This window comes from Streptomyces sp. NPDC052301 (assembly GCF_044593395.1).
In the GTDB taxonomy this organism is placed as follows: domain Bacteria; phylum Actinomycetota; class Actinomycetes; order Streptomycetales; family Streptomycetaceae; genus Streptomyces.
Map to the genome: position 1 here is coordinate 366,978 of NZ_JBIUBE010000005.1, position 26,651 is coordinate 393,628.

Annotated in this window: 22 protein-coding genes, 1 tRNA gene and 2 pseudogenes; 8 read left to right on the forward strand and 17 right to left on the reverse strand. The window is 72.2% G+C overall.

Translation table 11 applies throughout. From position 1 onward, the window contains the following. Positions 1-66 precede the first annotated feature (66 nt). On the forward strand, positions 67-654 hold the full coding sequence (locus ACIHEJ_RS16135) for a TetR/AcrR family transcriptional regulator (RefSeq protein WP_400135475.1): 588 nt from the start codon (positions 67-69) through the stop codon (positions 652-654). A gap of 134 nt (positions 655-788) precedes the next feature. On the opposite strand, the gene ACIHEJ_RS16140 is transcribed toward ACIHEJ_RS16135, so the two are convergent. The 5 genes from ACIHEJ_RS16140 to ACIHEJ_RS16160 form a co-directional block, all read right to left on the reverse strand. Continuing rightward, the gene (locus ACIHEJ_RS16140) at positions 789-1,016 is read right to left on the reverse strand and encodes a hypothetical protein (protein ID WP_400135477.1); all 228 of its coding nucleotides are present in this window, start codon (positions 1,014-1,016) and stop codon (positions 789-791) included. Between the two features lie 4 nt (positions 1,017-1,020). Further along, entirely contained in the window at positions 1,021-2,376 is a 1,356-nt protein-coding gene (locus ACIHEJ_RS16145) for a Cys-Gln thioester bond-forming surface protein (protein ID WP_400136125.1), read from the reverse strand. A gap of 283 nt (positions 2,377-2,659) precedes the next feature. Continuing rightward, positions 2,660-3,136: a single-stranded DNA-binding protein gene (locus ACIHEJ_RS16150; protein WP_400135479.1), complete on the reverse strand. Its 477-nt coding sequence runs from the start codon at positions 3,134-3,136 to the stop codon at positions 2,660-2,662. Positions 3,137-3,567: 431 nt separating this feature from the next. Further along, complete coding sequence (locus ACIHEJ_RS16155) at positions 3,568-5,907, reverse strand: GTPase (protein ID WP_400136128.1); 2,340 nt, start codon at positions 5,905-5,907, stop codon at positions 3,568-3,570. Positions 5,908-5,946: 39 nt separating this feature from the next. Next, complete coding sequence (locus ACIHEJ_RS16160; RefSeq protein ID WP_400135481.1) at positions 5,947-7,557, reverse strand: dynamin family protein; 1,611 nt, start codon at positions 7,555-7,557, stop codon at positions 5,947-5,949. A gap of 272 nt (positions 7,558-7,829) precedes the next feature. On the opposite strand from ACIHEJ_RS16160, the gene ACIHEJ_RS16165 reads away from it, so the two are divergent. The 3 genes from ACIHEJ_RS16165 (at position 7,830) to ACIHEJ_RS16175 (ending at position 9,985) form a co-directional block, all read left to right on the forward strand. Beyond that, positions 7,830-7,902: transfer RNA gene (locus ACIHEJ_RS16165), tRNA-Arg, on the forward strand. Positions 7,903-8,445: 543 nt separating this feature from the next. Beyond that, entirely contained in the window at positions 8,446-8,775 is a 330-nt protein-coding gene (locus ACIHEJ_RS16170; RefSeq protein WP_400135483.1) for an ANTAR domain-containing protein, read from the forward strand. A gap of 856 nt (positions 8,776-9,631) precedes the next feature. Next, complete coding sequence (locus ACIHEJ_RS16175) at positions 9,632-9,985, forward strand: VOC family protein (protein ID WP_400135485.1); 354 nt, start codon at positions 9,632-9,634, stop codon at positions 9,983-9,985. A gap of 153 nt (positions 9,986-10,138) precedes the next feature. Here the strand turns inward: ACIHEJ_RS16175 and ACIHEJ_RS16180 are convergent, their stop codons facing one another. Beyond that, positions 10,139-12,145 carry a hypothetical protein gene (locus ACIHEJ_RS16180; RefSeq protein WP_400135487.1) on the reverse strand — a complete coding sequence of 669 codons (2,007 nt, stop codon included), beginning with the start codon at positions 12,143-12,145 and terminating at the stop codon, positions 10,139-10,141. Positions 12,146-12,357: 212 nt separating this feature from the next. Here ACIHEJ_RS16180 and ACIHEJ_RS16185 point away from each other — a divergent pair, with 212 nt between their 5' ends. Beyond that, complete coding sequence (locus ACIHEJ_RS16185) at positions 12,358-12,747, forward strand: chaplin (RefSeq protein WP_400135488.1); 390 nt, start codon at positions 12,358-12,360, stop codon at positions 12,745-12,747. A gap of 52 nt (positions 12,748-12,799) precedes the next feature. On the opposite strand, the pseudogene ACIHEJ_RS16190 reads toward ACIHEJ_RS16185, so the two are convergent. From ACIHEJ_RS16190 to ACIHEJ_RS16210, 5 genes and pseudogenes are all read right to left on the reverse strand, one after another. Next, positions 12,800-13,305, reverse strand: a pseudogene (locus ACIHEJ_RS16190) (hypothetical protein). Between the two features lie 85 nt (positions 13,306-13,390). Further along, complete coding sequence (locus ACIHEJ_RS16195; RefSeq protein ID WP_400135490.1) at positions 13,391-13,882, reverse strand: DUF5949 family protein; 492 nt, start codon at positions 13,880-13,882, stop codon at positions 13,391-13,393. Positions 13,883-14,056: 174 nt separating this feature from the next. Further along, entirely contained in the window at positions 14,057-14,347 is a 291-nt protein-coding gene (locus ACIHEJ_RS16200) for a hypothetical protein (RefSeq protein ID WP_400135491.1), read from the reverse strand. 215 nt (positions 14,348-14,562) lie between these two features. Further along, on the reverse strand, positions 14,563-15,288 hold the full coding sequence (locus tag ACIHEJ_RS16205) for a hypothetical protein (RefSeq protein WP_400135492.1): 726 nt from the start codon (positions 15,286-15,288) through the stop codon (positions 14,563-14,565). Between the two features lie 170 nt (positions 15,289-15,458). Beyond that, the gene (locus ACIHEJ_RS16210) at positions 15,459-15,698 is read right to left on the reverse strand and encodes a chaplin (RefSeq protein WP_400135493.1); all 240 of its coding nucleotides are present in this window, start codon (positions 15,696-15,698) and stop codon (positions 15,459-15,461) included. A gap of 453 nt (positions 15,699-16,151) precedes the next feature. Between ACIHEJ_RS16210 and ACIHEJ_RS16215 the strand changes: the two are divergent. Further along, a pseudogene (locus ACIHEJ_RS16215) lies at positions 16,152-17,250 on the forward strand (glycosyltransferase family 4 protein). Positions 17,251-18,048: 798 nt separating this feature from the next. Here ACIHEJ_RS16215 and ACIHEJ_RS16220 read toward each other — a convergent pair. The 3 genes from ACIHEJ_RS16220 to ACIHEJ_RS16230 all read right to left on the reverse strand — a co-directional run bounded on the left by ACIHEJ_RS16220 (position 18,049) and on the right by ACIHEJ_RS16230 (position 19,657). Beyond that, entirely contained in the window at positions 18,049-18,612 is a 564-nt protein-coding gene (locus ACIHEJ_RS16220; protein ID WP_400135494.1) for a chaplin, read from the reverse strand. A 121-nt stretch (positions 18,613-18,733) separates the two neighbouring features. Then, positions 18,734-18,985, reverse strand: coding sequence for a chaplin (locus ACIHEJ_RS16225; RefSeq protein WP_400135495.1), 252 nt, complete (start codon positions 18,983-18,985; stop codon positions 18,734-18,736). Between the two features lie 258 nt (positions 18,986-19,243). Then, positions 19,244-19,657, reverse strand: coding sequence for a rodlin (locus ACIHEJ_RS16230; protein WP_400135496.1), 414 nt, complete (start codon positions 19,655-19,657; stop codon positions 19,244-19,246). A 285-nt stretch (positions 19,658-19,942) separates the two neighbouring features. Between ACIHEJ_RS16230 and ACIHEJ_RS16235 the strand changes: the two genes are divergently transcribed. Next, on the forward strand, positions 19,943-20,353 hold the full coding sequence (locus tag ACIHEJ_RS16235) for a rodlin (protein WP_400135497.1): 411 nt from the start codon (positions 19,943-19,945) through the stop codon (positions 20,351-20,353). Between the two features lie 239 nt (positions 20,354-20,592). Beyond that, the gene (locus tag ACIHEJ_RS16240; protein ID WP_400135498.1) at positions 20,593-21,000 is read left to right on the forward strand and encodes a rodlin; all 408 of its coding nucleotides are present in this window, start codon (positions 20,593-20,595) and stop codon (positions 20,998-21,000) included. 57 nt (positions 21,001-21,057) lie between these two features. On the opposite strand, the gene ACIHEJ_RS16245 is transcribed toward ACIHEJ_RS16240, so the two are convergent. From ACIHEJ_RS16245 to ACIHEJ_RS16255, 3 genes are all read right to left on the reverse strand, one after another. Further along, positions 21,058-22,977, reverse strand: coding sequence for an AMP-dependent synthetase/ligase (locus ACIHEJ_RS16245; protein ID WP_400135499.1), 1,920 nt, complete (start codon positions 22,975-22,977; stop codon positions 21,058-21,060). A gap of 118 nt (positions 22,978-23,095) precedes the next feature. After that, positions 23,096-23,950 (reverse strand): ABC transporter permease, encoded by an 855-nt coding sequence (locus ACIHEJ_RS16250; protein ID WP_400135500.1) that lies wholly within the window; start codon positions 23,948-23,950, stop codon positions 23,096-23,098. Then, complete coding sequence (locus tag ACIHEJ_RS16255; RefSeq protein WP_400135501.1) at positions 23,947-26,598, reverse strand: CocE/NonD family hydrolase; 2,652 nt, start codon at positions 26,596-26,598, stop codon at positions 23,947-23,949. Before ACIHEJ_RS16255 ends, ACIHEJ_RS16250 begins: the two co-directional genes overlap by 4 nt. Positions 26,599-26,651: the final 53 nt, after the last annotated feature.

Consider the following 26,651-nt stretch of genomic DNA (forward strand, 5'->3'; position numbering starts at 1 on the left):
GGCCGAACCATACGGTAGCGTATGGCCATGACGCAACGGCAGCAACAGCCAGGGGGAAGAGCCCGGTTGACCGCCCAGGACTGGGCGGACGCGGCGCTCGGCGCGATCGCCGAGGGCGGTGTCGCGGCCGTCGCCGTGGAGCCCCTGGCGGCCCGGCTCGGCGCGACCAAGGGCAGCTTCTACTGGCACTTCGCCAACCGGGACGCCCTCATCGAGGCAGCTCTCCACCGCTGGGCGGAGCTCCACACCGAGGGCACCATCAGCGAGGTCGAGGCGGAACCGGACCCGAAGAAGCGGATCCGTCTGCTCTTCACCGAAGCCTTCAGGTCGGCCACGGCCGATCCGCTCGAGGTCGCACTGCTCGTCACCGCGACGCACCCCCAAGTCGCCGCGGCCCTGCGGCGGGTGACCGAGCGCAGGTTGGCGTACCTCAGGCAGCTCTTCGCCGACCTCGGGTTTCCCGAACCGGAGGCCCGCCGCCGTGGACTGCTCGCGTACACCGCCTATCTGGGGCACGCCCAGCTCGGCCACGTGACGCCCTCGGTCCTGCCCCCGGAGGAGAGCCCGGAGTTCCAGGCGTATCTCAACGAGGCACTCGAGGTGCTGATGACGCGCAACGCGCGTACGCCGGACACGGACCACAGGGAGATGTGACGCGGCTGTCCCGCGGGGCAAACCGGGATGCCGTGACGGCGGCAGGGCGATCTGCGAGCTCAGGATCCGCATCGGGCCGCATCGGGCCAGGCCGCCGCTCCCGCGTCCCCTGGAGGCCTCGGACGTCCGTGGACTCAGTCCAGGCGCGTACCGCGCTCGGTGAGGGTCCGGAGAGCGCAGGCACGTTCTTCAGCGGACATCGGGGTCCCGTCGTCCCAGTGCGTCACGTCCGTGCGGTACACCGCGAACTGCCAGTGATCCTCGCCGTTCACGATCGGCTCACCAGGGATGGTCGCGGTCCTGCCCGCGGCGATCAGCCTGACTTCGTACGGGGTCGTCCGCTCGACGTCGAACATGTCCACGGGGTCACTCGCCCGGCTGCTCGCGCCTGCGCAGGATCACCAGGACCGCGCCGCCTATGACCACCAGGCCGATGGCCACCCCGGCGATCAGAGGGGTGATCGCGGAGCCTCCCGTCGCGGCGAGGTCGGTTTCGGGGACCGCCGTGCCGCCCACCGTGGCGGGGCTGAGCTCGTTGTGGCCGCGGGCCGCCCGGGTCGTGATCGCGCCCTGGGTCTTGCAGTCGAGAACGCCGGTGAAGCGGTGACTGAAGCCGTTCGGGCCGGTGATCGTGAAGTCGTAGGCCTGGTCCTCCTGGAGCGGCACGGTCACCGTGCGGGACTCGCCCGCGGGGATCGTGTGCTCGACGCCCATCAGCGCGAACGTGAAGGGCTTGTCACCCTTGTTGGCCGCGAAGATGTCCACCCCGCCCTTGGCGCAGTTCTTCCGCGCCGACAGCGCCGGTACGGCGCCCTCGGCGGCCCAGCCGGCCGTCGCCGTCGCGGAGACCGTGGATTCGCTGGAGCCGGCCAGGATCTGGGTCTGGCTGCGGCTGTCGGAGGCGAAGACCCGCCCCACCGGCACCGTGGTCGACGCCTGCACCGTCAACTGGGCCGTGCCGTCGGGCGCGTCCTCGGGGATGTCGAAGTAGAGCCGGCTGCCGTCCTTCGCGGAGGTGATCGCCTTGCCCGTCCTGTCGGTGATCCGCACCCCGCTGGTGGCCGCGTCCGCCGGCGGGATCACCATGACCCCGGCCGCGTTGGTGTGCACGGTCACCGGCCCGAGCACATCGCCGGGACGGCCCGAGACGGCGGGCGGGTCCAAGGTGAGCGAGGCCTGCGGCTCGGCGGTGTTCCGGGCGCTCCTCTCGAGGTGGTCGGCGAGCTTCTCGGCCTGCGGGTCGACGGCGTCCACCTTCGCCCCGTCGGAGTACCGCCAGATCGCCACCTGGGTGCCGGCCGCCGCGTCCTGCTCGGTCAGGGACCGCACACCCGCCCGCCGCGCGAGCGCCGCGAGATCGTTGACCTGGGGGTAGGAGTTCTGCAGGATCCAGCGGATCTTGCCGGCGTCCTTGTCGGTGCCCAGCGAGGTGCCGCTCCAGGGGGTCTCCTGGTAGTGGGCGTCGCGCTGGGTGGGGTTGTGCAGGTCGACACAGTACGTCTGCAGGGTGCCGCCGCCGTCCACGGACATCTCGAACAGCCCCGCGTCCACCCGCTGGTCGCCGCCGTCCTCGTGGATCACGGCCTCGCCGTACGTCTTCAGACCGTTGTTCGTGGCCGTCGCCCCACCCTGGGTCTGCGGGGCCACGTCGGCCATCGCCGTACCGGCCCCGGACAGCACGCCGGCTGCCACGAGACCGGACACCGTGACGGTGGCGGCCAGGCGGCCCGCTCCGGTGGACCGGCAGAACCCAGAGAGCGCAGCAAGCACAGAATTCCCCTTCGAGCAGGACCCGTTGGACGTGGGGGACGGTCCCACCAGCAGAATCGGCAGCCCCTAGGGGCACGCCCGGCATCCTATGGATCACGCGACGCCTCGCCTGCCGGTCGGATGATCCGATGGCCGATCCGATCCGCAATCGTTATCGCCGGGGCCGTCCATGAGCTGGGCATATCGACAAATCCACCGGTTCGTGCGGTGTGTTCGCACGGTCCGGGGACTGACGTCATGTCACCGCGGCTGGCTCCGGGGTCGGTTGGGCGGTGCCGTCGGCCGGCGGCTCCGCGGGCCTGGGCGTCTCCCAGTTCGGCTCCGGGCGTGCCGGCGTCGGCGGTGTCTCCGGTTTGCCCGCGCGGCGGAACACCGCGGTGCCGCGCGCCAGGTCATGGCCGATCGACACGGCGTCGATGTCGGCCGACGCCCACTGCTGCTGGCCATCGCGCACCTCCGTGCGCACCTTCAGTCGGCCCTGGACGAGGACCGGCTGGCCCACTTCGACCGATGCGGCCACATTGGCGGCGAGCTGACGGTTGGCCCACACCGTGAAGAAATTGGTGTGCCCGTCGGTCCACACGCTCTTCTCCCGGTCCCAGTAGCGCGCGGTCACCGCCAGCCGGAACCGTGCCGACGGGCCCGCCGCCAGCTCGCGGTACACCGGCTGGGTCGCCACGTTGCCCACCACAGAGACGATGGTCTCGTTCATGTCCTCGCTCCCCTCCCCCGCCCGGCGCCTGGTGCGGCCGGGCGGACACGCGCACGGGCCCGTCCCGTGCGGCTGCGTCTGCTGTGCCGGCGCGCACCGGCCGCCGTACGACGCCGTACGGCGGCCGGACGGTTGCCGCGCGGCGCCCGAACGGATGCCGTGCTGCTGCCGGACGACGGCCGTACCGCGCGCCACGGCTGCGGTACGCGCCCACACACCCGACGACCGCCCGCCCGCCCGCCGTCCTTCCGGCCGGACCCGCCGTGCGATCACCGTGACCTCAGACTGCCTCCGCCGGGCCGAGCCCGCTGAGCGCTGTGGACACCCCCCTCACCTGTGGAAAACCCCGCCACCCGCACGGGTGACACACGCTTCCGAATCCCTTCGCCCACCCCCCTCGCAGTCACCCCCCGCCGGGCACACGGAGGCCGTCAGACCACCCCTGTCCCGGACCGCACCACCCGCCCGTACTGCTCCCGTACCTCCCGGTACCGCAGCAGCTCCGCCGCCACCGGCTCGAGCACCCGGGCCCGGCCGCAGCTCGCGGCAGCCTCCCGCAGGCGCCGTTCCGCGTCCTGGCCGTAGCGCCGGGCCGGCCCTCTGGCCGCCATCCGGCACCCCCACTCCACCAGCGGACCGCCGACGATCCCCAGCACCATCAGCAGCACCGGAACCCCGAGGTTCGGCGCCATGACCCCGACGATCTGCCCCGCGAGCCACACGCCGCCCGCGACCTGCAGCAGCGTCATCGAGGCCTGGACCAGCACCGCCACCGGCCACCAGCCCGGCCGGGGCGGTCGCCCGGGCGGCAGCCCGGCGCGTGCCGCCAGCTCGTCCAGCGTCTCGGACAGCCCCTGGGAGCCGCGTACGGCGGCCTCGCGCACCGCCTGCGCCCAGGGAGCGGGCAGTCCGGCCGAGGCGCGGTCGGACACCGTACGGACCGCCTGCTCGACACGCTGGCGGGCCGTGGCCTCCTCGTCGGCCTGCGTGCGCACCGGGGTGCGGCCCGTGTTGGGCTCGCCGCGTCCCTGGTACCAGCGCCACAGCCGCAGCCACGGCGTGCCGCAGGCCCGGTTGGCGTTGCGCAGCCAGGCGCGCTCGGCGGCCTCACCCGCCGCGGTGGCGCCCACCGCGTCCGCGAGCCGTGCGGCGAAGTCCTCGCGGGTCTGCTCGCTCAGACCGACCCGCCGCCCGGCGGCGTAGACGGGCCGCAGCTCGGCCGCGGCGGCGTCCATGTCGGCCGCGACCCGGCGGGCCGCCGCTCCGCGCTCCCCGACGAACTGTCCGAGCGCCTCGCGCAGATCGCCGACGCCCTCGCCGGTGAGCGCGGACAGCGCGAGCACGTTGGCGCCGGGTTCGCCGTACTCGCCGAGCGCGACGCCGTCCTCGTCGAGCAGCCGCCGCAGGTCGTCCAGGACCTGGTCGGCGGCGTCCCCGGGCAGCCGGTCGACCTGGTTGAGGACGATGAACATGACCTCGGCGTGGCCGGCCATGGGCCGCAGATAGCGCTCGTGCAGGACGGCGTCGGCGTACTTCTCCGGGTCGACGACCCAGATCACCGCGTCGACCAGCTTCAGGATCCGGTCGACCTGTTCGCGGTGCTGTACGGCGGCGGAGTCGTGGTCGGGCAGGTCGACCAGGACCAGCCCGCGCAGCTGCGCCTCGGCGTCCGCGCTCTGCAGCGGGCGGCGGCGCAGCCGGCCCGGGATGCCGAGCCGGTCGATGAGGCTCGCGGCGCCGTCGCTCCAGCTGCACGCGATGGGGGCGGCCGTGGTGGGCCGCCGCACGCCGGTCTCCGAGATCGCCACCCCGGCGAGCGCGTTGAACAGCTGCGACTTGCCACTGCCGGTGGCGCCCGCGATGGCGACGACGGTGTGCTGGCCGGAGAGCTTGCGGCGGGCCGCCGCCTCGTCCAGGACGCGGCCCGCCTCGGCGAGGGTGTGGCTGTCCAGACGGGTGCGGGAGAGCCCCACGAGCTCGCGCAGGGCGTCCAGGCGGGAACGCAGCGGGCCGTCGTACGCCAGGGGGGCGGGGGTGTAGCTGCTCGGGCCGCTGCGGCTCGTGGTCGCAAGGGCGGCGCTGCTTTCCGCGGCGAGGGCGGCGGCGTTGGCCTCCGTGACGCGCCGGGCGATGAGGCCGTCGTCCCAGGTCTCGGAGGAATCGGAGGAGCCGGAAAAGCCGGAGTCCGCGTCGGCGGCGGGGCCGGGCGGAGAGGCATGTGCAGGGCCGGCGGCGGGGGCTGCGGCGGGAGCGGGCACGAGGGCGGGGGTGCTGGGCGTGCCCTTCGGGTCGCCCGTGGCCTGACGCGGGGACGGAGGGTGGGGCAGGTGGGGGACCGGACCGCTACCCGCGTCGGTGTTCATCGTCAGGCTCTTGGCCCGGGTCCCGTCCGGGCTCTCGTCCCGCGCGGGCCGGTGCGAGTCGGCCTTCTCGCCGCGCACGCGCGCGGGGTCGTCGTTCTCGCCGCGGTCGGTGCCCCCGCCGCTCCCGTTGTGCCCCCCGCTCCCGGGCCCGGTGCGGCTGACACTCGCGGACTTCTCCCCGGCTTCCTCGCCTTTTTCGGTGACGTTCCGTGGACCGCTCCCCCAGGCCGTCCCGGCGCCGTCGTCGCTGTCCGCGCCCTCGGGCCGGACGGCGCTGTCGGCGTCAGCGGCGCCGACGGCACGGGCCTCCGTGCCGGAGGCGGCAGGGGGACCGTGGGTGGCGCCGTCCGAAGCCCTCGGGACTGCCCCGAGACCGTCCGCGCGCTCGCTGTGTTCCATGTGTCCCATGTGCTCCGTGTGATTCTGGTCAGTGACGGCGGTCACCGGTCACCTCTCCTTCTGCAGTACGGACAGCGCGGCGATGAGTTCGGCCTGGGGCTCGGGATGGACCTCCAGGGCGTAGAGCGGGGTGAGGCGCCGGTCGCGTTCGCGGTACATGACACGGTCCACGCGCTCGCTGAGCAGCCGCCCGGCCCGGTCGCGCAGCCGCAACGCGCCGTGGGCACCGAGCCGCTCGGCGAGCCCCTCGCCCGCGCTGCGCGCCCGGCGCCCGCCGAGCAGCGCGGTGGCGACCAGGGCGGCGACGACCTCGGCGTCCGGTGCGGTGGCCCGTTCCAGCTCCCGTACCTCGTCCTCGGCGTACTCCTCCAGCTCGCGCCGCCAGCGCCGTACCGCGAGCCCGATACGGTGCTCGGCGCCCTCCGGGGAGGGGTCGCGTCCGGTGAGCCCGGGGGCGGCCGCGGCGGGCTCGCGCCGCCAGGAGTCGTCGACGCGCTCGTCGGTGGCGGTGACGGCGCACAGCAAGAGGGCGGCCAGGCTCTCCACGAGGGCGTCGAGGAGTTCTGCGGCGGTGCAGTCCAGCGGGAAGGCCCGCCAGCGTTTCAGGGCGTCCCCGGCGAGTACGGCGCCGGACTGGAGGCGGCCGCGCACGCGCGCGTGCTCGTTGTCGTAGGCGGCGTCCACGGCGGCGATGAGCCGGAGGGCGGCCGCGTACTGGGCGGCGGCGGCGCCGGCCAGCTCGGGCACACGGGACTTGAGCGAGTCGAGGAGGCCGTACACCGTACGGGCCATGACCTGCTGCCGGGCGTCGGGGTCCTGGGCGTGGTGGGCGAGCCAGCTCTTCAGGGGCGCCACCGCGGTGGCGGGCAGCAGCCCGGCGCCCCAGGCGGACTCCGGCAGCTCGGGCACGGTGAAGCGGGGTACCTCGCCGAGGCCGGCCTTGGTGAGCAGGGCGCCGTACTGCCGGGAGACCTCCGAGACGACCTGGTGGGGCACCCGGTCCAGCACGGTGACGAGGGCGACGTCGTACTCCTTGGCGGTGCGCAGCAGGTGCCAGGGGACGGCGTCGGCGTAGCGGGCGGCCGTCGTGACCATGATCCAGATGTCGGCGGCGCAGATCAGCTCGGCGGCGAGGGCACGGTTGTCGGCGATCAGGGAGTCGACGTCGGGGGCGTCGAGCAGCGCGAGCCCGCGCGGGAGCGTGTCGGCGGTCTCGACGTGCAGCACGCGCGCGGGCTCCTCGCCGCCGGAGAGCAGGAAGTCGTCGGCCGGGTCCTGACGGGGTGCCCACACGCGCGTGAGGTCGGGCAGTACGCGCATGCTGCTGAACCAGTGATGATCTTCCGGATGGCAGACCAGCACCGGTGTCCGGGTGGTCGGCCGGAGCACGCCGGCCTCGCTCACCCGACGCCCGACCAGGGAATTGACGAGTGTCGACTTGCCCGCGCCGGTGGACCCGCCGACGACGGCCAGCAACGGCGCCTCCGGCTCCCTGAGGCGGGGTACGAGGTAGTCGTCGAGCTGCGCGAGGAGTTCGTCGCGGTTGGCACGCGCGCGTGGGGCCCCGGCCAGGGGCAGCGGAAAGCGTGCGGCGGCGACACGGTCGCGCAGCGCGGAGAGTGTGTCGATCAGCTGAGGCCGTACGTCCAAGGTCACCACATGCGAAGAATGCCCAATTTTAGGGGAATTCTGAAGCATATAGGCATGTCTGCGCGCCGACAGAACAGAACGGACAGAAGGGATGACCGGGACACAGGCACAGGCCAGGCATAACGAGTGCACAACACCCGGTGCGTCGGAGGCCAAAAGCGATGCACGATTCGTACCTGCCTGCGATTATCAGGACCGCTTCACCGAACCTCCACATCGAGCCACGGAGGCGAAGCGACAGGGTCAAGGAACGAGGAGCTTTATCCTTGGTCCCGCCACAGGCCCCCGTAGCTCAGTGGATAGAGCAGGCGCCTTCTAAGCGCTTGGCCGCAGGTTCGAGTCCTGCCGGGGGCGCCCACTGACAGCCCTCCCATCGGGAGGGCTTTTTGCTGGTCAGGGCGGGTGAAGTCGCACGGGGAGAAGCGCCGGGCCGCCCCCGATGACGGCGGAGGGGGTCCGGCGCTGTCCGGCTGTCACCGGGTTTCTGCGGGTGGCTGCGGTGAATACGCGGAGAGGTTCTCCAGCCACCGCCGGGCCGTGCAGGCAGGCGGGTAGGGAAGATCGAGCCAGGATCGCTGCCGACGTCCCGAAGCTGCCTCGAGATGCCCGGATCAGATGGACGTGCGGTCACCCGGCGGCCGGTACCGGGAGGAGGGGGCGCCGTCGCCGACCGCAGGTCTGTCGTGGCGGATGTCGGGGGCTCCCCTCCCGTACACCGCACAGCATCGGCCGAGGCAGAGCGACACTGGGTTGCGCAGATGGCGCAGAGACGGCTGTGACCTGGCCTTATCTCCCGGTTGGGCTCCGGTAGTGACGCGACACACCCTCCTACTCTGTCGCCCAGGGGGCAGGGGGACACCGTGACCTGGCAACCGTTTGGAAAGAAGCGGATCCGACATGCCTGATCGGGACGACCACGAACGCGAGATTCTCGACCTGCAGGAGGAGATCAAGCAGCTGAAGCAGACACTCGGCACGCACGCTGTGCTTGATCAGGCGGTCGGCGTTGTGATCACGTACGGCGGCATAGAGCCCTCGCAAGGCTGGGCGGCCCTCACAGAGGTCTCGCAGCAGACACATGTCAAGCTGCAGGAGGTGGCGGCGTACGTCGTGCAGTGGCCGCAGAGCCTGCAGCTGCCTGCGCATATCCTCAGCGCTCTGGACACTGCGTTGGAGCGGCAGAGGTCTTCCCCCTCCATGGCGCAGCACCCGCCCAGAGACCGCTGACGAAGAGCACGCGCCGGCGCCTCGACCGCTGAGCAACCGCAACGACCGTCTTGGCCGAACTCCGCGGGCCGGTCGCTGATGCCGTCCGGGAGTTGCGGGAACACCCCGTCGACCAGGTGGCGCACGGACTGTGCCCAGTTGGCGAGCCGGTGACGCAGCGCGTGGCCCGTCTTCTCGTGGATGCGGGCGGAACGGCTCCACCTTCTCGGGTGAGAGGGGGCGTCGTTCCCGGCTGCGGTCCGTGGTGGCGTGTGGCTGGGGAGAGTGGCGGATCGAGGTCGTCAGCCTGTACAGCCGGGGACGCTGCCGGACGGCTCGCAGTTGTCCGGAGTGTTGCCGCTGACCTGCGACCGGGTCAGTACCACTGAGCCATCCCCGACCTTGAAGATGCCACCGGACCTTGAAGATGCCACCGCCGGCACCGGCACTGTTGCCAATCACCCTGGAGTTGGTCAGCCGTGCCGTGCCCTCGATGTTGAGGATGCCGCCGCCTTGCCCGCCTGCGGTGTTGTCGCGTACCTGCGACCTGGTCAGCACGAGAACGGCCAACACGTCGGCGTCGGCACCGATGTTCGCGATGCCACCAGCACCCTCGAATGCGGTGTTACCGCTCACTTGCTGTAGATGCCCGCCGCAAAGCCACCAACTGCTCTGCGGAACAACGATTCCCCCTCGGTGAGAGATGGCTGGGCGGTTCAACCACATCCATCGGTCAGCCAGGAAGGGGGCGAAAGAGGGCAGTTGGTTGTCGAGTGCCAGGACACGACATCGGCGACGTCGCCGGCGGCCGGCCGGAAGACCGCGGCACCTCCGTCCTGTTCTCCCCGAACGGCCCGGGTGCGTCTAGGCTCGGCCGATGACCTTGAAATGGCAGAACGTGATTGTCCACTCGGCGGATCCGGCGGCCCTGGGGCAGTGGTGGGCCGAGGCTCTTGGTTGGGTTGTCGTCCACACGTCCGAGGTGGAGTTCGCGATCCGCCCGGAGCCGGATCGCGTGCCGGGGTTGGAGTTCGTCCTCCTCGACGAGCCCAAGAAGGCCAAGAGCCGACTGCATCTCGACTTCGTGCCGGACGACCAGGACGCCGAGGTGGCGCGCCTCGAGGCCCTTGGCGCCAAGCGTGTCGACATCGGCCAGGGTGATCAGTCGTGGGTGGTCATGGCGGACCCCGAGGGCAACGAGTTCTGCATCCTTGGCCGACGCTCCCCGTGAGAACCCCTGGGAGCGTGAGGTCTGCGACCGGGAGCAGGGCTGATCACGCGGACGGCGCCCCCTGAGGCTGCCGCGAGCGGGCCCAGGGGCGCACAGGTGCCGGGCCCGGTTCCAGGGGACGGAGCAGGCCCCGCCCCCCTGAGTCCCGGTCCGTCAGGCCGCCAGGTCCGCCGTCCGTTGGGCGCGTTCCCTCTCGGCCTCGGCCGCCAGCGTGTTCACCGCCGTGTTGAAGCGTTCCATGGACGTCGGGTGGTCCGGGCCCAGGACGTACTCCTTGAGGGTGCGGCGGGATGCGGACATCGGGTCGGTGTACGGGGCGCGGATCGAGTCGAGGATGTCCGGCAGGCGGGTGCAGTCCCGGTCCAGGAGGTAGGCGCCGCCCGCCGTGGTGTACGCGGCGCGGAACTCGTCGTCCGGCAGGTCGTGGGCGTTGGTCAGAACGTACGGCTTGAGGCTCGCCACGAAGTCGGCGACCACCGAGGAGACGTCGCTGATCAGGATGTCGGCCTGGTTGAAGCAGTCGTACAGCGTGGGCAGGCTCTTGAGGATCACGTTGTGGCGGACCGGGCCTCGGGTCTCCCAGAAGATGCGGTGCCACTCCGCGCGCAGCTCCTGCCACTCGGCCGCCGCCCGGTCGGGGACGCGCGCCTCGCGCATCTGCGCTGCGTCGTCACCGCCGTGCCGGCCGGCCAGCTCGTCCAGGCGGGCCTGGATCTCCTGGAGCCGGGGGCGCGCCTCGGCGACCGCGGCCTCCGCCTCCGCGGCGCCGCGCTGCTCGTTGTCGGCGCGCAGCAGTTCCCGGATCTCCTTGTCGGCCGCGGCGGCCTCGGCCGAGCGCTTACCGGTGAGCGGGTGCGGCTTGTAGATCACCCGGACGTTCTCGGCGAGGAGTTTCTCGATCAGGGGGACGCCCATCGGGATCAGGGAGGTGTGGCAGTCGTCGTCGCTCCAGCCCTCCCAGGTGGGCGCGTAGAGGACGACGGGCAGCGGCCCCGGGACGTGCTCGCCGTGCGGACGGATCGGGGAGAGCTGTGGACGGCCGACCTCCACGATCGCGCTGTCGCTGATGGCGTGCCGCACCCGCTGGTACCGGTCGCGGCCCGCGCGCCCGGCCACCCAGATCTCGTCGTACACCTTGCTGACCCGGTTGCTGCTGGCCAGCTTGTCGCTGTCGCCGTGCCCGATGAACACGTGCTTGGCCTCTGCCACGCGCAGCATGTGCACGTTCTTGCCCGCGTTGCCGGGGTAGAGGACGACCTTCACGCCGGACAGTTCCAGCTCGGCCAGGTCGTCGGCCTTGGGGACGCAGACCACCGGGATCCAGGTGCGGCTGAGATAGCGGAAGGAGGCCCGCTCGCGCAGGATGATCACCGGGCGCAGGTCCAGCTGCTCCAGCGTCTCGATCCACATGTTGACCTGGTACATGAAGTCACGCGAGACCGCGGCGAAGCTGAAGTAGAGGGCCACCTCCGGGCGGTGGTCGGCCAGTTGACGGTTGACCTCGGCGAACACCTCGTCCCTGACGGGCATCCGGCGCGCCCGGCGGTACTGGCCCAGCAGCGCGAGCGCGCCGATCGCGGTCACCCCGACGGTCAGGGCGAAGCCCGCGTAGGCGAACTGCCGGCTGCCGGCGGCCAGTGCGGCGAGCAGGCCGGCGTGGGCGGGCACGTCCAGGTGGAGGAGCTTGCGCAGGAAGCGGCGGTAGAGCAGCGCGGGCGGCTGCTCCGGTATGGGCAGTTCGCTCATGTCCAGGTTGCGCACCACCAGCGGCAGCACCCGGCGGCGGCGGATGGCGTGGTGTACGGCGGTGTACAGCATCATCATCGCGAAGTGCGCGCTGAACACGGCGAGGGCGACGACCAGCACCGTGTCCGACGCGTCCAGCCTGCTGGCCAGCGCGAGCAGCATCACCGTACGGACGGCGAACCGGAGCGGGCGGGTCAGCTGCAGCGTCGCCAGCCGACGGACGAAGCCCGGAGCCCTGGAGTGCAGCACCTCGTCCGTGGCGTACGTCAGTGCCGCCGCCGCGGCGAAGCCCCCCAGGGACGGCAGCAGGGCGAACACGGGCAGCGCGGCGAATCCCGCGCCGAGCAGGAGCACGAGGAGCAGGTCGGTCGCCCCGCGCACACGCAGGACTCCGCACAGCCGACGGATCGTCATGGGCAAGTTTTTTCCTCTTCCGGACTGGCGGGCACACGGGGGCCAACGCCGTAGGTCACCAGTTCGACGTAGGAAAAGGGTGAAGAGTTGTACACCAGGAAGAAAGAGATAGTTCATGTTCCGTTTCACCGCACCGGAGGACGGGCGCCGTTTGTGCTGAGGCCGTCCGCTGGGAAAAGTGCCGTTGTGCGTGTGATCCGCAGACGATCAGCGTGACCGGCCCCGTTCGGCGCCGTTGGGCCGGGCCGGCCCCGACCGACGCGGGCGCTCTGGGCGGACCCGTCGACTCGGCCGGCGTGGTGCCCGGCAACGTCGTCCAGGTTCCGGTCGACGTTCCCGTCAACGTCTGCGGGAACACCAGTGATGTGATCACCCTGCTGAACCCGGCGTTCGGCGACAGGTGCGCAAACGTCGGCAGCCTGAACAACCCGGGCACGCCCGGCACCCCCGGTCCCGGCAGCGGCGGCTACGGCAGCCGAACCGACCAGCAGGACACGGCGGAAGACCGCAGCACAGGGAAGAGCCCCGGCACTGCGAGCGCCGGGGCTCTTCCCATGCGTACGTACGGCCCATCCGGCCCACGCGTACGCCGGGACCGGTGACTGCGGTGCGCCCGCGGGCGGGACGGACTGCCGCAACCACCGGTCCGGACGACTACACGCCGGTGCCCGTGCCCAGGTTGCCGCCGGCGAGGGTCTGCAGGGCCGGGGCGACGACACCGGCCTGCGGCAGCTTGAGGCCCGGCAGGCCGAAGTTGCCGGGGTCGGACGGGGTCAGGGGCGCGTCGACGTCCAGGCCGGGACCGAGGGTGTGCAGGTCGGAGGCGGGTGCGTCGACGCCGACGTGGTCGAAGCCGTCACCGAGGAGGCGTGGGAGGGGCGTCCGGACGGCGGCGCCGGGCAGGGCCGTCGATCGGCAACTGCGGCAGGACCCGGTCGGGCACGAGGCGCCCGGTGACGTAACGCGGCCCCTGGGGCGTGCCCGATGTCAGCAGCGGCAACTCCAGCCCGGCCTCGGGCACCTCCCTGCCGAGCGACTGGGAGACGCCCTCGAGCGGCACGGGGACAGGGACCGTACCGACCGCGGCGGCAGGGGCCCCCGACGGCGGCCGCGACGCCCGTGACGACGACGGCAGGGGTTCCTCGGGTGGTCGACTTCATCGTGAGTACGGTCCGCACCGGAGCCGCCGCGCCGGTGAGCACCAGCCGTGGGCCGAGCACCTTGCCGTCGGCCGGGGGCCGGGCTTCAGCGGCGCAGGCTGGTGGCCGGCAGGAGGATGTGCGCGGCGCTCATCAGGGTCTCCTCGGCACCGGCGAAGGCGGCCAGGTCGGCCGGCGCGACGGGTTCGCCGGGCCTGCCCTCGGGCCAGGCGCGGGTCGTGAAGACGAGGTAGGCGTAGCCGCGCCGGGCGACGGCGGCGAGCCACTCCGGCGGGGCGTCGGCCTGGGCCAGCATCCGCGGCATCCGTACGACAGCCTGGCCGGCCTCCACCAGCAGGCTGATGGGGAGGCTGGGCTTCGCCAGGCCGTCGACCAGCTTGCCGCCGACCGGGAGCCCGTTGCTCGTCAGCAGGTGTTCGATCGCCGCCGCGGTGGTCTGTGCGCCTCCCTCGGCGTCCCCGAGGGAATAGGCCAGCAGGTAGGGCATGTCGGTGCCGTCGGGGGCCTCGCCGCTCCAGGCGAGGACGACGAGCGTGCCGATGTCGGCGGGTCGCGTGTCGGTTGAGGTTGAGGTCACCGCGCGACCTTATCGACGCGTCGGCGCGGCGCCGGGTGGCTTCTCACCCGTCCGGACGAGTGGCCGGGGCTGCTCCACACGAATGAGGGAAGCGGTCTCGAACATGCCGGGGGCCGGTGCCGCGTGCGGTACCGGCCCTCTGCGGGGCCCGGCCTTCCCTCGGCCGGTTGGGCGTCAGCTCTGCAGAGGCAGGCCGCCGAGCAGCGGGGTGTGCTGGTTCAGCGAGCCGGCGGCGCGCTTGACCGTGTTGAGCACGGAATTCTTGTTCTCGGTGTCGAGCGCGTCCGACTGGTGCCGCAGCGGCATGGCGTCGTCCGGGGTGAGGGGCTGCGCGGTCAGCCGGTTGACGGCACCGTTGAGGCTGGTGGGCGTCAGGTCTGCGGCGTTGTGGGCGAACGCGGGCGCGGCGACGCCGGCGAGGGCCACGGAACCGGCAACGACGGCGGCAGCCTTCAGGGACTTCATCCTGTTCCTTTCTTCGGCAACTCACGTCACCCGGGGAATTCCGACGCCGTGCCTAACGAGTCCCGGCCGGAGCGGAAACCCCGTACCCGGAAGACATATGAGATCCCGGCCGACGAAGACCTCTGACGGACGGAGATCCCCGACCTCCGTGCGTCGAAAGCCCTCAGCCGTCGTCCCCGTGGGGTCGACGGCTGAGGGCAGGGGCCGTCTCCGGGTCAGCCGACCGTCGGCAGGCTGGGCTCCGCCGGGAGCGTGCCCGCACTCGTGGTGGCCGAACCGGTGGTCGTGTTCAGTGTGTTCAGCAGGTTGCCGATCACGTCGTCGACGGACGCGAGCAGCTTGCCGATGTCGGCGGTGAGCGCGTTCACCAGCTTGTCGATCGCGGTGTCCAGGGCCTCGAGTGCGTCGTCGACCGCGTCACGGGCCGCGCGTGCCTTGCCGTCGTCACCGTTCTTCGCGACCGCGGAAGCGGCCGGAGCCGTCGGCGTGGCGGGGGCGGTCGGGGTGGCCGGCGCCGCGGGAGCCGTCGGCGTCGCCGGTGCCGTCGGCGTCGCCGGTGCCGTCGGCGTCGCGGGAACCGGGGGCGTTGCGGTGGCGGACGGGGTGGCTGCGGTGGAGGTCGCCGGGGGCACCGGGTCCAGCACTGCCCGGGCCATGGCCTTCTTCGCCGCGTCGGCGAGCCTCCTCGCCCGGTCGGCGGAGAGCTGGCGCTTCGCCAGCGACTGATTGAGCAGGTCGATCAGCGGTTTGGGCACCCTGCCGGAATTGTCGAGGGCTTTGACCTGGGTGAGCAGCGCGTCCGCCGTGGGGACGGACGCCCGCGAGGCGTGGGCGCGCTCACGGGCCGAATCGGCGCCTACTGCTACCGGGCCGGTGATGCCGACCAGGACGGCGGCGCAGAGAGCGGTGGACGCGAGACGCCGTGCGGGCAGACCACGCATGGGTGTTCCTTCCGGTGGACGGGGGACCTGAAGCCCACCGTCAATTCACCGATCGCTCTCCGCAACCGGTCGGCCATTGCGGTGATCCGTTCGGGGGAGCACAGAACCGGCCGTCCGCCCCGCAGCGGTGTGCGCGGGGCGGACGGCCGGCGAAGGGGTGCGGCCCGACGTCAGTGGTTGCTGCAGGTGTTACCGAACGCCGGGTTCAGCAGACCGATGACGTCGACGGTGTCGCCGCAAACGTTGATCGGCACATGGATCGGAACCTGGACGACGTTGCCCGATACGACGCCCGGCGAGTTGGCGGCGGTGCCGCTCGCACCGGAATCGGCAGAGGCCACACCGGCGCCGCCGGCGACGGCCGCGACGGCAGCGGAGGTCAGGACCAGACCCTTCGCGATACGCGACATGGAAAGGTGCTCCTTGAGATCGACGCAAATCATCCGGGCGGGGATGCCCGGCGTTGTGTCAACGCGCCGGATCCCGAGGGGTTGTGCGGCCAATGGGGTGATGTGTCGAACGGCGCACGCCGGTGGCACGCGTGACACTCCGGGTTCCGCGGACGGCGTACGGCACCCACGACCGCCGGCCAGAGCCGCACCGACCACCCGGCTGATCCGCGCCTACGCCCACACGCTCGGTGACGACGAGGACCCGCTCGACCTCATCACGGCGCCGCGGGCGCAGTGGTGACCAACCGCGCTCCCGTCTCGTTTCTCACCGGACGCGGCACGGACCGGCGGGCTCGTGGCCGCCGGGGACGCCCGGCAGTCCGGTGCGTTCCCGACCGCAGTCCCGAGCGCCCCGGTGAGCGAGGTAGTCCGCGAACGCCCCAGCCGGCACCCGACCCCGGGTCACGGGTCCTGCACCTCGCGCAGCCGGTCGACGGCGGTGTCGCCGGGTCGTCCTGGACCTGGTCCGGGCCCAGCTCGCGGCGGGGCCGCACGTCTCGGCAGCCTGCCCCGGCGGTGAACTCGGCTGCCGGCTCGCGGAGCTGGGGCGGACGTGCGGGAGTGGGGGGCGGGCCGCTCCCCGGGTCCCGGCATGCCGGACGAGCTGCGCGGGCTCGTACTCCTGGTCGAGGAGGTGTGGCCCGAACTGGTGCACGCGCACAGTGCGAAGGCGGGCCTCGCCGCGCGGCTCGCGCCGCGCGGGCCGCTCCCGACCGCGTTCCAGCTGCACGCCCGGGCGTTCGAGGCGGTCGACGGACTCTCCGCGACACTCGCGTCGCGCTGGGAGCGATGGGGGCGCACTGGGTGCACCGGGTGGTGTGTGTCAGCGAGGCGGAGCGCGGAACGGGCCTGCGCGCCGGAATCCAATGCACCCCCTCCACACCGTGATCCTCAACGGCATCGGCACCCACCGCTTCTCCCCACGGCCCGCCCCGCCCGGGGAGGGGGTCCCTGGTCGTCTGCGTGGGCCGCCTCTGCAGGCAGAAGGGCCAGGCCGTGCTCCTGCACGCCTGGGAGGACGTGCTCGCCGCAGTACCGGGCGCCCGCCTCGTGCTGGTCGGCGACGGCCGACCGCACCGCCCTGCGCCGAAGCGCCCCCTCCGTACGGTTCACCGGCGCGGTCGTCGACCCCCTTCCCTGGTACCGGGCGGCCGACCTGGTGGTGCTGCCCTAGCGCTGGGAGTGCATGACTCTCGCCCCGCTGGAGGCGCTGGGCTACGGTCGGTCCGTCGCGGTCACCGGCATCGACGGCGCCCGGGAGAGCCTGCCGTCCGCCCTGGCCCAGGACCGTCTGGTCCCGCCGGAGGACCCCGCGGCGCCGGCCGGAGCCGTCAACCGGCTGCCCGCCGACCCGGTGCCGCGCGCGGCTCTCGGCGCGCGGGGGCGTCGGCATGTGCCGGCCCCACAGGACGCACGGCACACCGCCGAACGGATTGCGGCCGGCTACCACGAACTTCTGGGCACGCGGCCACCGGTGCCCTCCGAGCGCAGGGAGCCCATCCACTCGTGACTGCGGAAAGCGCCGTCCCCTCCCCTGGCACGCAGCCGTCCCGCACCTGTTCGTCGAAGGGGAGTCCCACCGGCTGGTCGTAGGCGTCCATGGCGCCGATGTCGACGGTGTCGTCCCCCGGGCAGCACTCGGTCCAGGGCGCGGCCTCCCGGCCGCGGCTCGGCGCGAAGTCGAACCGGAATCTCTGCCCGGGAGCGGCACGCATCGTGGTGACGATCCTGTTCCAGTAGGTCTTCCACGCCTGCGGGTCCGGTGCGCAGCGGCGGGTGTGAGTGGTGCCGTTCATCTCCCGGCCGAGCACGATCACCGTGCCCGGCACCTTCAGCTCCACCAGCCGCTCGGCCAGGATCCTGAAGCGCTCGTCGAACGCGCCGGCCGCGCCCCGCTCCAGCAGCCACCGCATCTGGTCGTCGGGGACGGAGTCCTCGTTGCGCTCCTGCATCGGCACGTTGAGGACGAGCATCCGGTCGGCCTTCTTCCTCGGCCCCATCGAACCACTGGCCCAGCCCGGGCATGCGCGCGGTGCCGAGCGGCCCCGAGCCGAGAACGGCGCCGAAGGAACGGTCCCGGCGGGCGGCGGGGTGGCTGCGGGAAAACCGGTGGCGTGCACCACTGCTGCCACGCATCCGGGACCGGCGGCCGGGGCGACCTACACGGCGACCGCCGCCGCGATACCTGCCCACCGGAACAGGCGCCTTCGTCACTGCTGCGGAACCGTGCCCGTTCCTTCTCCGCTCGGCCGTGCACGGGTGAACCGACGTGGCGGGTGCCGGCCCGCAGGTCCGGCACGCCGGCACGTCACCGACGGGAGGCGGACCTGCCGCGCCGGTACAGGATCGTGCCGGCCGCGATCATCGCGGCACCGGCGGCCGAGGTCGCGATCAGGGCCGGCTCGTTGCCACCGGTGTGCGCAAGGGTGGACAACGAAGCGGTCTCGTCGTCGCCGAAGCCAGAGGGAGCGCTCTCGTCCTCGCCGTGCAGGGGCGGAGTCACCTGGTCCCCGCCGTGTGAAGGCGGGAGGTCGTGGTCTGCGCGGCCGCCGGAGTCACCGCGGGAGTCCTGGTCGTGACTGCCCTGGGAGACCCGGCTCGGGCTGATCCCGGTGCTCTGCGAATCGTGCGTGTTACCACACGAGTTGCCGAACGCTGGGTTGAGCGCCGCCGCCGCGTCCACGGAGTTGCCGCAGACGTTGACCGGGACGTTCACCGGGGCCTGGATGCTGTTGCCGGACAACACGCCGGCCGAGCCCTGAGCGGTGCCTTGCGCTTGGGAGTCGGCGAGCGCGGTGCTGCCGCCGTACAAGGACAGCATGCCGGTCGCGGCGGCGGCCACGACCATGCCCTTGCTGAGGGTCTGTCGCAATTCCGTTGTCTTCCTGCTCGAAGATGTGGGAGGGCCGGCCCCGGACGAGGGATCGACGGATCAACGGTCCGAGGCCGGCCCAGACCACAGACGGTGTGGCTGGTGCGGTGGGTGGCGAACGTCAGCCGTTCGCGCAGGTGTTGCCGAGCGCGGGGTTCAGCAGGCCGATGACGTTCACCGTGTCACCGCAGGCGTTGACCGGGATGTGGATCGGGATCTGGATCGTGTTACCCGAGAGGACACCCGGGGAGTCGGTGGAGGTGCCCTGCGCCCCGGAGTCGGCGAAAGCCGGGGTGAAAGCACCCAGGGCGAGGACCGCGCCGGCGACTACAGCAGCGCTCTTCTTCATGAGTTTTCCCTTCTCTGCGGTCATGCCCCTATGTCGGCCGAAACCGAGCGAGCACAGCTTGAACGGCTCGCACCATGACCGGCAGTTCTAAAACGAGGGATAGACAGCCGGAGAAACTACGGAACGCGCGCCGCCTGGTAATTCACTCGAACGCCTTCGCAGAATTGACAAGTCGGCGGAAGCGAACCTTGATCGGACAGCGGGTAAGACGGTGAAAGCCGTCCGCCCCGCGGGAGCGGAAGATCCGCGGGCCGCCCGGACGGTCTGTTCCGATGAACTGGCTCAATTGTTGCCGGTGCCGTTGGCCGCCAGTACGGAGACGTCGTCGACGATGTGCGACAGCGGCTCGTCGCCCTTGGCCTGCGTGGAGTTCTCGGCGCACTGCTGGTTCTGCGGCGACGACAGGACCGGGACGTCCTGGACACCGACGTTGGCGATGACGGCCACGAGGGACTGCGCGTCGGCCTTCGCGGGCAGTCCGACGCAGAGCTTGTTGAGCGAGCTCTGCACCAGGGTGGCCTGCGGGCTCAGGTTGCCCTGGGTCACGCTGTTGCCGAACGTCTCCCCGGCACCGTCGCCGCTGAGCGACGTGGTGCCGTGGTCGTTGCCGGTGGCAAGCGCCTGGGGGGCTGCCGCCGCCGACACACCCACGAAGGACGCGGCGACCGCCGCCACGGCCATTGCCTTCTTCAGCATTTCGCTTTCCTTTCCCTGGCTCCTCGCCAAGACCTACGTTCCTGCCTCCGCATCAACCGCGGTCAGGCCGAATGGTTGCGGAGGGTCACCCGATCGGATCGTTCGGCGGAGCGGATCCGGTGGAATTCCCTTATGCGGTGGCCGAACCGCGTTCCGCACCCCGATATGAGCCATTGGGTCACCGTCGCATGGGCCATTGGAGTGAACGGGAGCAACTCCTCGACGTGCGGGGCGGTTGAACCGGGAGCTCCGGTGGACGGGGTTTCTTCAGAAGGGAATGCGCAAGTGATCAAGAAGGTTCTGGCTACCGCCGCGGTCGCCGCCTCCGTCGTCGGCGCCACTGCTGCCGCCGCCACGCCGGCCCTGGCCACCGGCAACGACACGGGGACCACGTCGCTCAGCGGCAACAACGCCACGCAGTCGTTCGGCAACTCCGCCACGTACGGCAACATGAGCCCGCAGCTGGCGCTCATCCAGGGCTCGTTCAACAAGCCCTGCATCGGCCTGCCGGCGAAGGTCAACGCCCAGTCGGTCCTCGCTCTCGCCAACGTCGGCGTCCAGGACATCCCGGTCCTGTCCTCGCCGCAGAACCAGCAGTGCACGGAGAACTCGACCCAGGCCAAGGGCGACGAGCCGCTCTCGCACATCCTGGACGACATCTCCGCGCTGTCCGCCAACGGCACCGGCAACAGCTGAGGCCGTCGGGGCTCCCGACGCACCTTCGGCGGGCCGCCGAGCCCTTCTGCGGTCCGCCATCCGTTTCCCGGGCCTGCCCCCGGCGACGCCACACGCTCACTCCGAGCTGCATGGGGCGTTCGTGCACTCATCGGACTGCGCTGGTCCGATCGGGGCATGTACCGCAACCACGGCGAGTCTCCCGCGGTTGATGATCACGCAACTCCTCCCCGGAGTCCGCCTTTCGAGAGGGAATCAATATGAAGAAGCTGTGGGCAACCGCGGCTGTTGCCGCCTCCGTCGCCGGTCTGGCCGGCATGGCCGCCCCCCAGGCCCTGGCCACCGGCAACGACACGGGGACCACGTCGCTCAGCGGCAACGACGCCCAGTCTTCCTTCGGCAACTCGTCGACCCTCGGTGACATGAGCCCGCAGCTCTCGCTGGTCCAGGGCTCGCTGAACAAGCCGTGTGTCGGTCTGCCGGCCAAGGTCGATGCCCAGTCGCTCGTCGCCCTGGTCAACGTCGGCGTCCAGGACATCCCGGTCCTGTCGTCGCCGCAGAACCAGCAGTGCACGGAGAACTCGACCCAGGCCAAGGGCGACGAGCCGCTCTCGCACGTCCTGGACGACATCTCCGCTCTGTCCGCCAACGGCCAGGGCAACAGCTGAGCAGTCGTCGTGCCGAAGCGGCGGGTCATCGGTTCCCCGGTGGCCCGCCGCTTCGCGTCATGCGCGGTACAGCGCCTCGATCTCCTCGGCGTAGGCCGCCGTGACCGCGTGCCGCTTCACCTTCAGCGAGGGGGTCAGCAGCCCGTTCTCCTCGGTGAACTCCCCCTCGACCAGGGCGAAGGCGCGGACGGACTCGGCGCGTGAGACGGCCTCGTTGGCGTAGTCCACGGCCCTTTGCACCTCCGCGCGCATCCGGTCGTCGTGGATCAGCTCGGACAGCGGGGTGTCCGGCGGCAGCTTCCGGACGGACAGCCAGTGGGCGACCGCCTCCGGGTCGAGGGTGATCAGCGCGGCGACGAAAGGACGGTTGTCGCCGACGACCACGCACTGGCCGACGGGTGAGCGGCTGCGCAGCCGGTCCTCCAGGACGGCCGGGGAGACGTTCTTGCCGCCGGAGGTGACGAGGATGTCCTTCTTGCGGCCGGTGATGGTGAGATAGCCGTCCTCGTCCAGGACGCCGAGGTCGCCGGTCGCGAACCAGCCGTCGGCGAGCACGGCGTCCGTGGCCACCGGGTTGTTCCAGTACGACCCGAAGACCACCCCTCCCCTGATCAGCACCTCCCCGTCGTCGGCGATGCGTACGGCGACCCCCGGGACGGGCAGGCCGACCGTGCCGGGGCGGGGGCTGAGCGGGGGCACGATCGTGGCGGCGGCGCTGGTCTCGGTCAGGCCGTAGCCCTCGTAGACGACGATCCCGGCCGCGTGGAAGAAGAGGTTGAGGTTGCGGTCCAGCGGGGAGCCGCCGCTGATGGCGTACCGCATCCGGCCGCCCAGCTCCCTGCGGATGCGCCGGTAGACCAGCAGGTCGTACAGGGCCCAGGCGGCGTACAGCCCCGGCCCCGGCCCCTTTCCGGCGCCGAGGAACTTCCTCAGGTACGCCTCGCCGAAGCGGACGGCGATCCGCTCGGCCCGGTCGAAGGAGGCGGCCCGGCCGATCTTCTCGGCGGTGGCGCGCCCGGTGTCGTGGATCTTCTCGAAGAGGTACGGCACCCCGACCAGGAAGGTGGGCCGGAACTCCCGGAGCGCGGGCCGGAGTTCGTCGGGTCTGACGCTCGGGAAGTGGCCGGTCTCGATACGGGCCAGCAGGCAGGCGAGCTGCAAGGTGCGGCCGAGGATGTGGGCGAGCGGCAGGAAGAGCAGGGTGGAGGCGGTCTGGCCGGTGACGGCCTGGAAGACCGGGTGCAGCAGCTCGACGGTGTTGGCGGCCTCGGCGTGCAGGTTGGCGTGGGTGAGGACGCAGCCCTTGGGGCGGCCCGTGGTGCCGGAGGTGTAGCAGAGGGTGGCGATGGTGCCGGGGGTCAACGCGTCGCGCCGCTTGTCGAGTTCGTCGTCGGCGAGGTCGCGGCCGAGGGCACGGAGGTCGGTGAGGGCCCCTGCGTCCAGCTGCCACAGGCGGGGCGGCCGGGCGTGGGATGCGGTGCCGGTGGTGACCGTGGCCGTGTTCGGTGCCGTCTCGGTGACGACGAACCGGGCGCCGCAGTCGCGGACGATCCACTCCACCTGCTCGGCGGAGGAGGTCGGGTAGACGGGCACGGACTGGCCGCCGGCCGCCCAGATCGCGAAGTCCAGGACGGTCCACTCGTAGCGGGTGCGGGACATCACCGCGACCCTGCCGCCGGGTTCGAGACCGGCGACGATCAACCCCTTGGCGACGGCGGCGACATCGGCGGCGAAGGCGGCCGCCGTCACCGGGCGCCAGCCCCCTTCCGCGCGACGGCGCAGCAGCACCGCGTCCGGGGTCTGTGCCGCGTGGGTGAACGGCAGGTCGGCCAGGGAGCCGGTGGCGAGCGGCGGCGCGAGGGGTGCGCTGCGCACCTCGCGCACGGCACCCTGCGCGTCCTTGACGACCTCCACCGAGCCACGGGCTGCCAGGTCGGTGCGCTGCCGTGCCCGTTTCAGATCCCTGCGTACGCCCATGACGACTCCCGGTCGCGGTGGTGCCCTGCACGGTCCTTGCCGGAGCGTCAACTTACTCGTAAGTAAGGAAAGGTCAATGGGCCGCGTACGCCCCCGTCGTCGTCCCGGTCCCCGGCCGTCAGGAGACCACGTCCTTGCGGGCGAAGCCTCTGAAGGCCAGGGCGAACAGGACCAGGGCGTAGGTGACGGAGATCGCGGTGCCCTGGATCATGCCGGACCACTCGGGGTGCGGCTGCACGACGTCGGCCCACGCGAACTGCCAGTGCGCGGGCAGGAAGTCGCGCCAGTGGCCGAGGGCGGTGACGGCGTCCAGGACGTTGCCGACGATGGTCAGGCCGACCGCGCCGCCGACCGCGCCGAGCGGGGCGTCCGTCTTCGTCGACAGCCAGAACGCCAGCCCGGCGGTGACGAGTTGGGACACGAAGAGGTACGCCACGGTGACCACGAGCCGCTGCAGTGCCGTACCGGTGTCCAGCGCGCCGCCGGTGGGGATCTGCAGCGGACCCCAGCCGTAGGCGGCGGTGCCGACCGCGAGGGCCACGACGGGCAGCAGCACCATCGCGGCGAGGCTCATCCCGAGCGCCACGGTCAGCTTGGACAGCAGCAGCCGGGCCCGGGGCACGGGCGCGGCGAGCAGATAGCGCAGGGACGACCAGCTCGCCTCCGAGGCGACCGTGTCCCCGCAGAACAGGGCGACCGGGATGACCAGCAGGAAGCCCGCCGACACGAACAGGTTCACCGCGGCGAAGTTGGCGCCGGACGCGGTGGCCGTGTCCATCAGGGTGATCCGGTCGTTCCGGCCGCCCGGGTCGCCGCCGACGGCGAAGGCGATCAGCAGCACGAACGGCAGCACGGCGAGGATCGCGCCCATGACGAGGGTGCGGCGCCGCTTGAGCTGTCGGACCAGCTCCACGCGCAGGGGCAGGGTGCGGCCCGCCCGATAGCCGGAGGCGACCTCGGTGAGCGTGCTCATGCGGAACCTCCGATCAGGGTGAGGAAGGCGTCTTCCAGGCGGCGGTGCGCGCCGACCGAGGCGACCGGCACCTCCAGCCGGACCAGCTCCACGACCAGCCCCTCGGCCGTGCCGCCCGGTTCGAGCCGGACCAGCAGCCCGTCGTCGGTGCACACCGCGGAGGCGACGCCGGGCAGCGCGGCCACCTTCTCCACGACCGGCGCGTCCACGGGCGTGGCGGTGCCGACCAGCAGGGTGTCGCCCGAGCCGACGATGTCGCGGACGGGACCGGCCTGGACGAGCCGGCCGCGGTCCATCACCACCAGATGGGTGCAGGACTGCTCGACCTCGGCGAGGAGATGGCTGGAGACGATCACCGTGCGCCCGCCGGCTGCGTAGCGGATCATCACCTCGCGCATCTCGCGGATCTGGGGCGGGTCGAGGCCGTTGGTGGGCTCGTCCAGGATGAGCAGGTCGGGCAGGCCCAGCATGGCCTGGGCGATGGCGAGGCGCTGGCGCATGCCCTGCGAGTAGGTGCGCACCGCGCGGGCGAGGGCGTCGCCGAGCCCGGCGATCCGCAGGGCCTCGTCCAGATGGGCGTCGTCGGCCGGGCGGCCGGTGGCCCGCCAGTACAGCTCCAGGTTCTCCCGGCCGGACAGGTGCGGCAGGAAGCCCGCGCCCTCCACGAAGGCGCCGACCCGGGACAGCACCGGCGCGCCGGGCCGGACCGCGTGGCCGAAGACGCGGATCTCGCCGTCGTCCGGGGTGATCAGGCCCATGAGCATGCGCAGGGTGGTCGTCTTGCCCGCGCCGTTGGGCCCGAGCAGGCCGAGCACCTGGCCCTTCTCCACCCGGAAGGACAGCTCGCGGACCGCGTACCGGTCCGTCGACTTCGCGTACCGCTTGCTCAGGTTCGTGATCTGCAGCGGTACGTCGGCCAGCTCCGGGTCGGGTGCGGGGGCTGCCGTACGGCGGCGGCCGGTGAGCAGCAGGACGAGCGCGGCGACCGCACCGGCCCCGGGCAGCCACCAGACCCAGGCGGGCAGCGGTGCCGCGGCGGTGGTGACCGCGGGGGCCGTCGGCACGCTCAGGCCGCCCTCGAGGGAGACGGTGTAGGTGGCCGGGGCGGCCGGTGAGGCGTAGCCGAGGTCGGTGGAGGCGAGGACCAGGCGGAGCCGGTGGCCCTTCTGCACCTCGTGGTCGATCGCCGGGAGGGTGACCGTGACGTCCTTGCCGGCCCGGGCGCCGGTCACCCGGAAGGGGGCGACGAGCTGGGCGGGCAGCACCTGCCGGGCGCCGTCGGGGCCGACGTCGTAGACCTTGCCGAACAGGACGGCGTCGTCGCCGGTCGAGGTGATGTGGACGGTGGCGGTCGGGGTGCCGGTGATCTGCAGGTCGCGGGTGAGGGGCGCGGAGTCGAACCGGGCGTACTGGCCGGGGAAGTCCAGGGAGACGCCGACGCCGAGCGCGGAGAGCTGGGCGAGGCCGCCGGAGCCGCCGATGCCTGGCAGGGCGGAGACGCCGGGCGGGCTGGCCCCGGCGGGGTTGTCGAAGCGCTGGGTGCCGCCGGTCAGGGCGAAGGTGCGCCGGTGGTCGCGCAGGCCCGGATAGGTCCCCGCGCTCGCGCCGCGCAGCTGGGCGGTGCCGTCGGCGGAGTCGACGCCTCCGGTACGGGTGATCCGGAAGGCGGGGCCGGTGTCGGCCGCGGTGTCGCCCTTCAGGTACCGGTCGAACCACGCACGCACGCGTGCCTGGACGCGGCCGGTCTCCATGTCGCCGCCGTCATGGCCGCCCGCGATCCAGTCGACGTCGACGGGGGCACCATCGGCCCGGATCGCCTTCGCGGCCGCGTCGGCCTGGCCGAGGGTGAACAAGGAGTCCGTCTGGCCCTGCACCAGCAGCGTCGGCACCTTGATGCGGTCGCCGACGGCGGACGGGGAGCGCTCCTCGAGCAGCTTGCGGGCGGCCGGGTCCGGGGCGCCGGACTCTGCCACGCGGTCGTACATCCGGCACAGCTCGGCCTGGAAGCGGGCGCAGCCGCCGCCGGTGTTGACGAAGATCCCGGCCCACAGCTTCTTGAAGACGCCGTTCGGGAACAGGGCGTCCGCCAGGTTCCAGTACGTGACGGCCGGGGCGATGGCGTCGATCCGGTGGTCGTGCCCGGCGGCGAGCAGCGAGACCGCGCCGCCGTAGGAGCCCCCGGCCACGCCCACGCGTGGGTCGCCCGGCTCGTCGAGCCGTACCTCGGGGCGCTCGGCCAGCCAGTCGACGAGGCGGGAGACGTCGGCGACCTCGCCCTCGGGGTCGTTGAGCCCGATCTTCCCGGTGGACTTCCCGAAGCCGCGCGCGGACCAGGTCAGGACCGCGTACCCGTCCCGGGCGAGGTCCTCGGCCTGCTGCCGCATGTCGTCCTTGCTGCCGCCGAAGCCGTGCGCCAGCAGGACGGCGGGGTGGCGTCCGGCGGCGGCCGGGGTGAAGTACGAGGTGTCCAGGCGCACCCCGTCGACCGCCATGACCCGGTCGCTGACGCGCACCGCCGCCGGGTCCTCGGAGGCGACGGCCGCCGTCCAGGTACCGGCGCCGGCGAGCACCACGACAGCGGCCGCGGCGGCGAACAGCCGGCGCGGCCCCTTGAGCAGCCCCCGCAGCGAGGACACCCGAAGATCCATGACTCAACGGTACGGGCCGCCACCGACAATGGAGGCAGCCGGTGGGCTGAACG

Coding starts and splice junctions, on each gene's coding strand:
- ACIHEJ_RS16150 (WP_400135479.1), bottom strand. CDS start 3,136: ATGAACGAGACCATCGTCTCTGTGGTGGGCAACGTGGCGACCCAGCCG.
- ACIHEJ_RS16155 (WP_400136128.1), bottom strand. CDS start 5,907: ATGGGACACATGGAACACAGCGAGCGCGCGGACGGTCTCGGGGCAGTC.
- ACIHEJ_RS16170 (WP_400135483.1), top strand. CDS start 8,446: ATGCCTGATCGGGACGACCACGAACGCGAGATTCTCGACCTGCAGGAG.
- ACIHEJ_RS16175 (WP_400135485.1), top strand. CDS start 9,632: ATGACCTTGAAATGGCAGAACGTGATTGTCCACTCGGCGGATCCGGCG.
- ACIHEJ_RS16180 (WP_400135487.1), bottom strand. CDS start 12,145: ATGACGATCCGTCGGCTGTGCGGAGTCCTGCGTGTGCGCGGGGCGACC.
- ACIHEJ_RS16200 (WP_400135491.1), bottom strand. CDS start 14,347: ATGAAGTCCCTGAAGGCTGCCGCCGTCGTTGCCGGTTCCGTGGCCCTC.
- ACIHEJ_RS16205 (WP_400135492.1), bottom strand. CDS start 15,288: ATGCGTGGTCTGCCCGCACGGCGTCTCGCGTCCACCGCTCTCTGCGCC.
- ACIHEJ_RS16210 (WP_400135493.1), bottom strand. CDS start 15,698: ATGTCGCGTATCGCGAAGGGTCTGGTCCTGACCTCCGCTGCCGTCGCG.
- ACIHEJ_RS16225 (WP_400135495.1), bottom strand. CDS start 18,985: ATGACCGCAGAGAAGGGAAAACTCATGAAGAAGAGCGCTGCTGTAGTC.
- ACIHEJ_RS16230 (WP_400135496.1), bottom strand. CDS start 19,657: ATGCTGAAGAAGGCAATGGCCGTGGCGGCGGTCGCCGCGTCCTTCGTG.
- ACIHEJ_RS16240 (WP_400135498.1), top strand. CDS start 20,593: ATGAAGAAGCTGTGGGCAACCGCGGCTGTTGCCGCCTCCGTCGCCGGT.
- ACIHEJ_RS16245 (WP_400135499.1), bottom strand. CDS start 22,977: ATGGGCGTACGCAGGGATCTGAAACGGGCACGGCAGCGCACCGACCTG.
- ACIHEJ_RS16250 (WP_400135500.1), bottom strand. CDS start 23,950: ATGAGCACGCTCACCGAGGTCGCCTCCGGCTATCGGGCGGGCCGCACC.
- ACIHEJ_RS16255 (WP_400135501.1), bottom strand. CDS start 26,598: ATGGATCTTCGGGTGTCCTCGCTGCGGGGGCTGCTCAAGGGGCCGCGC.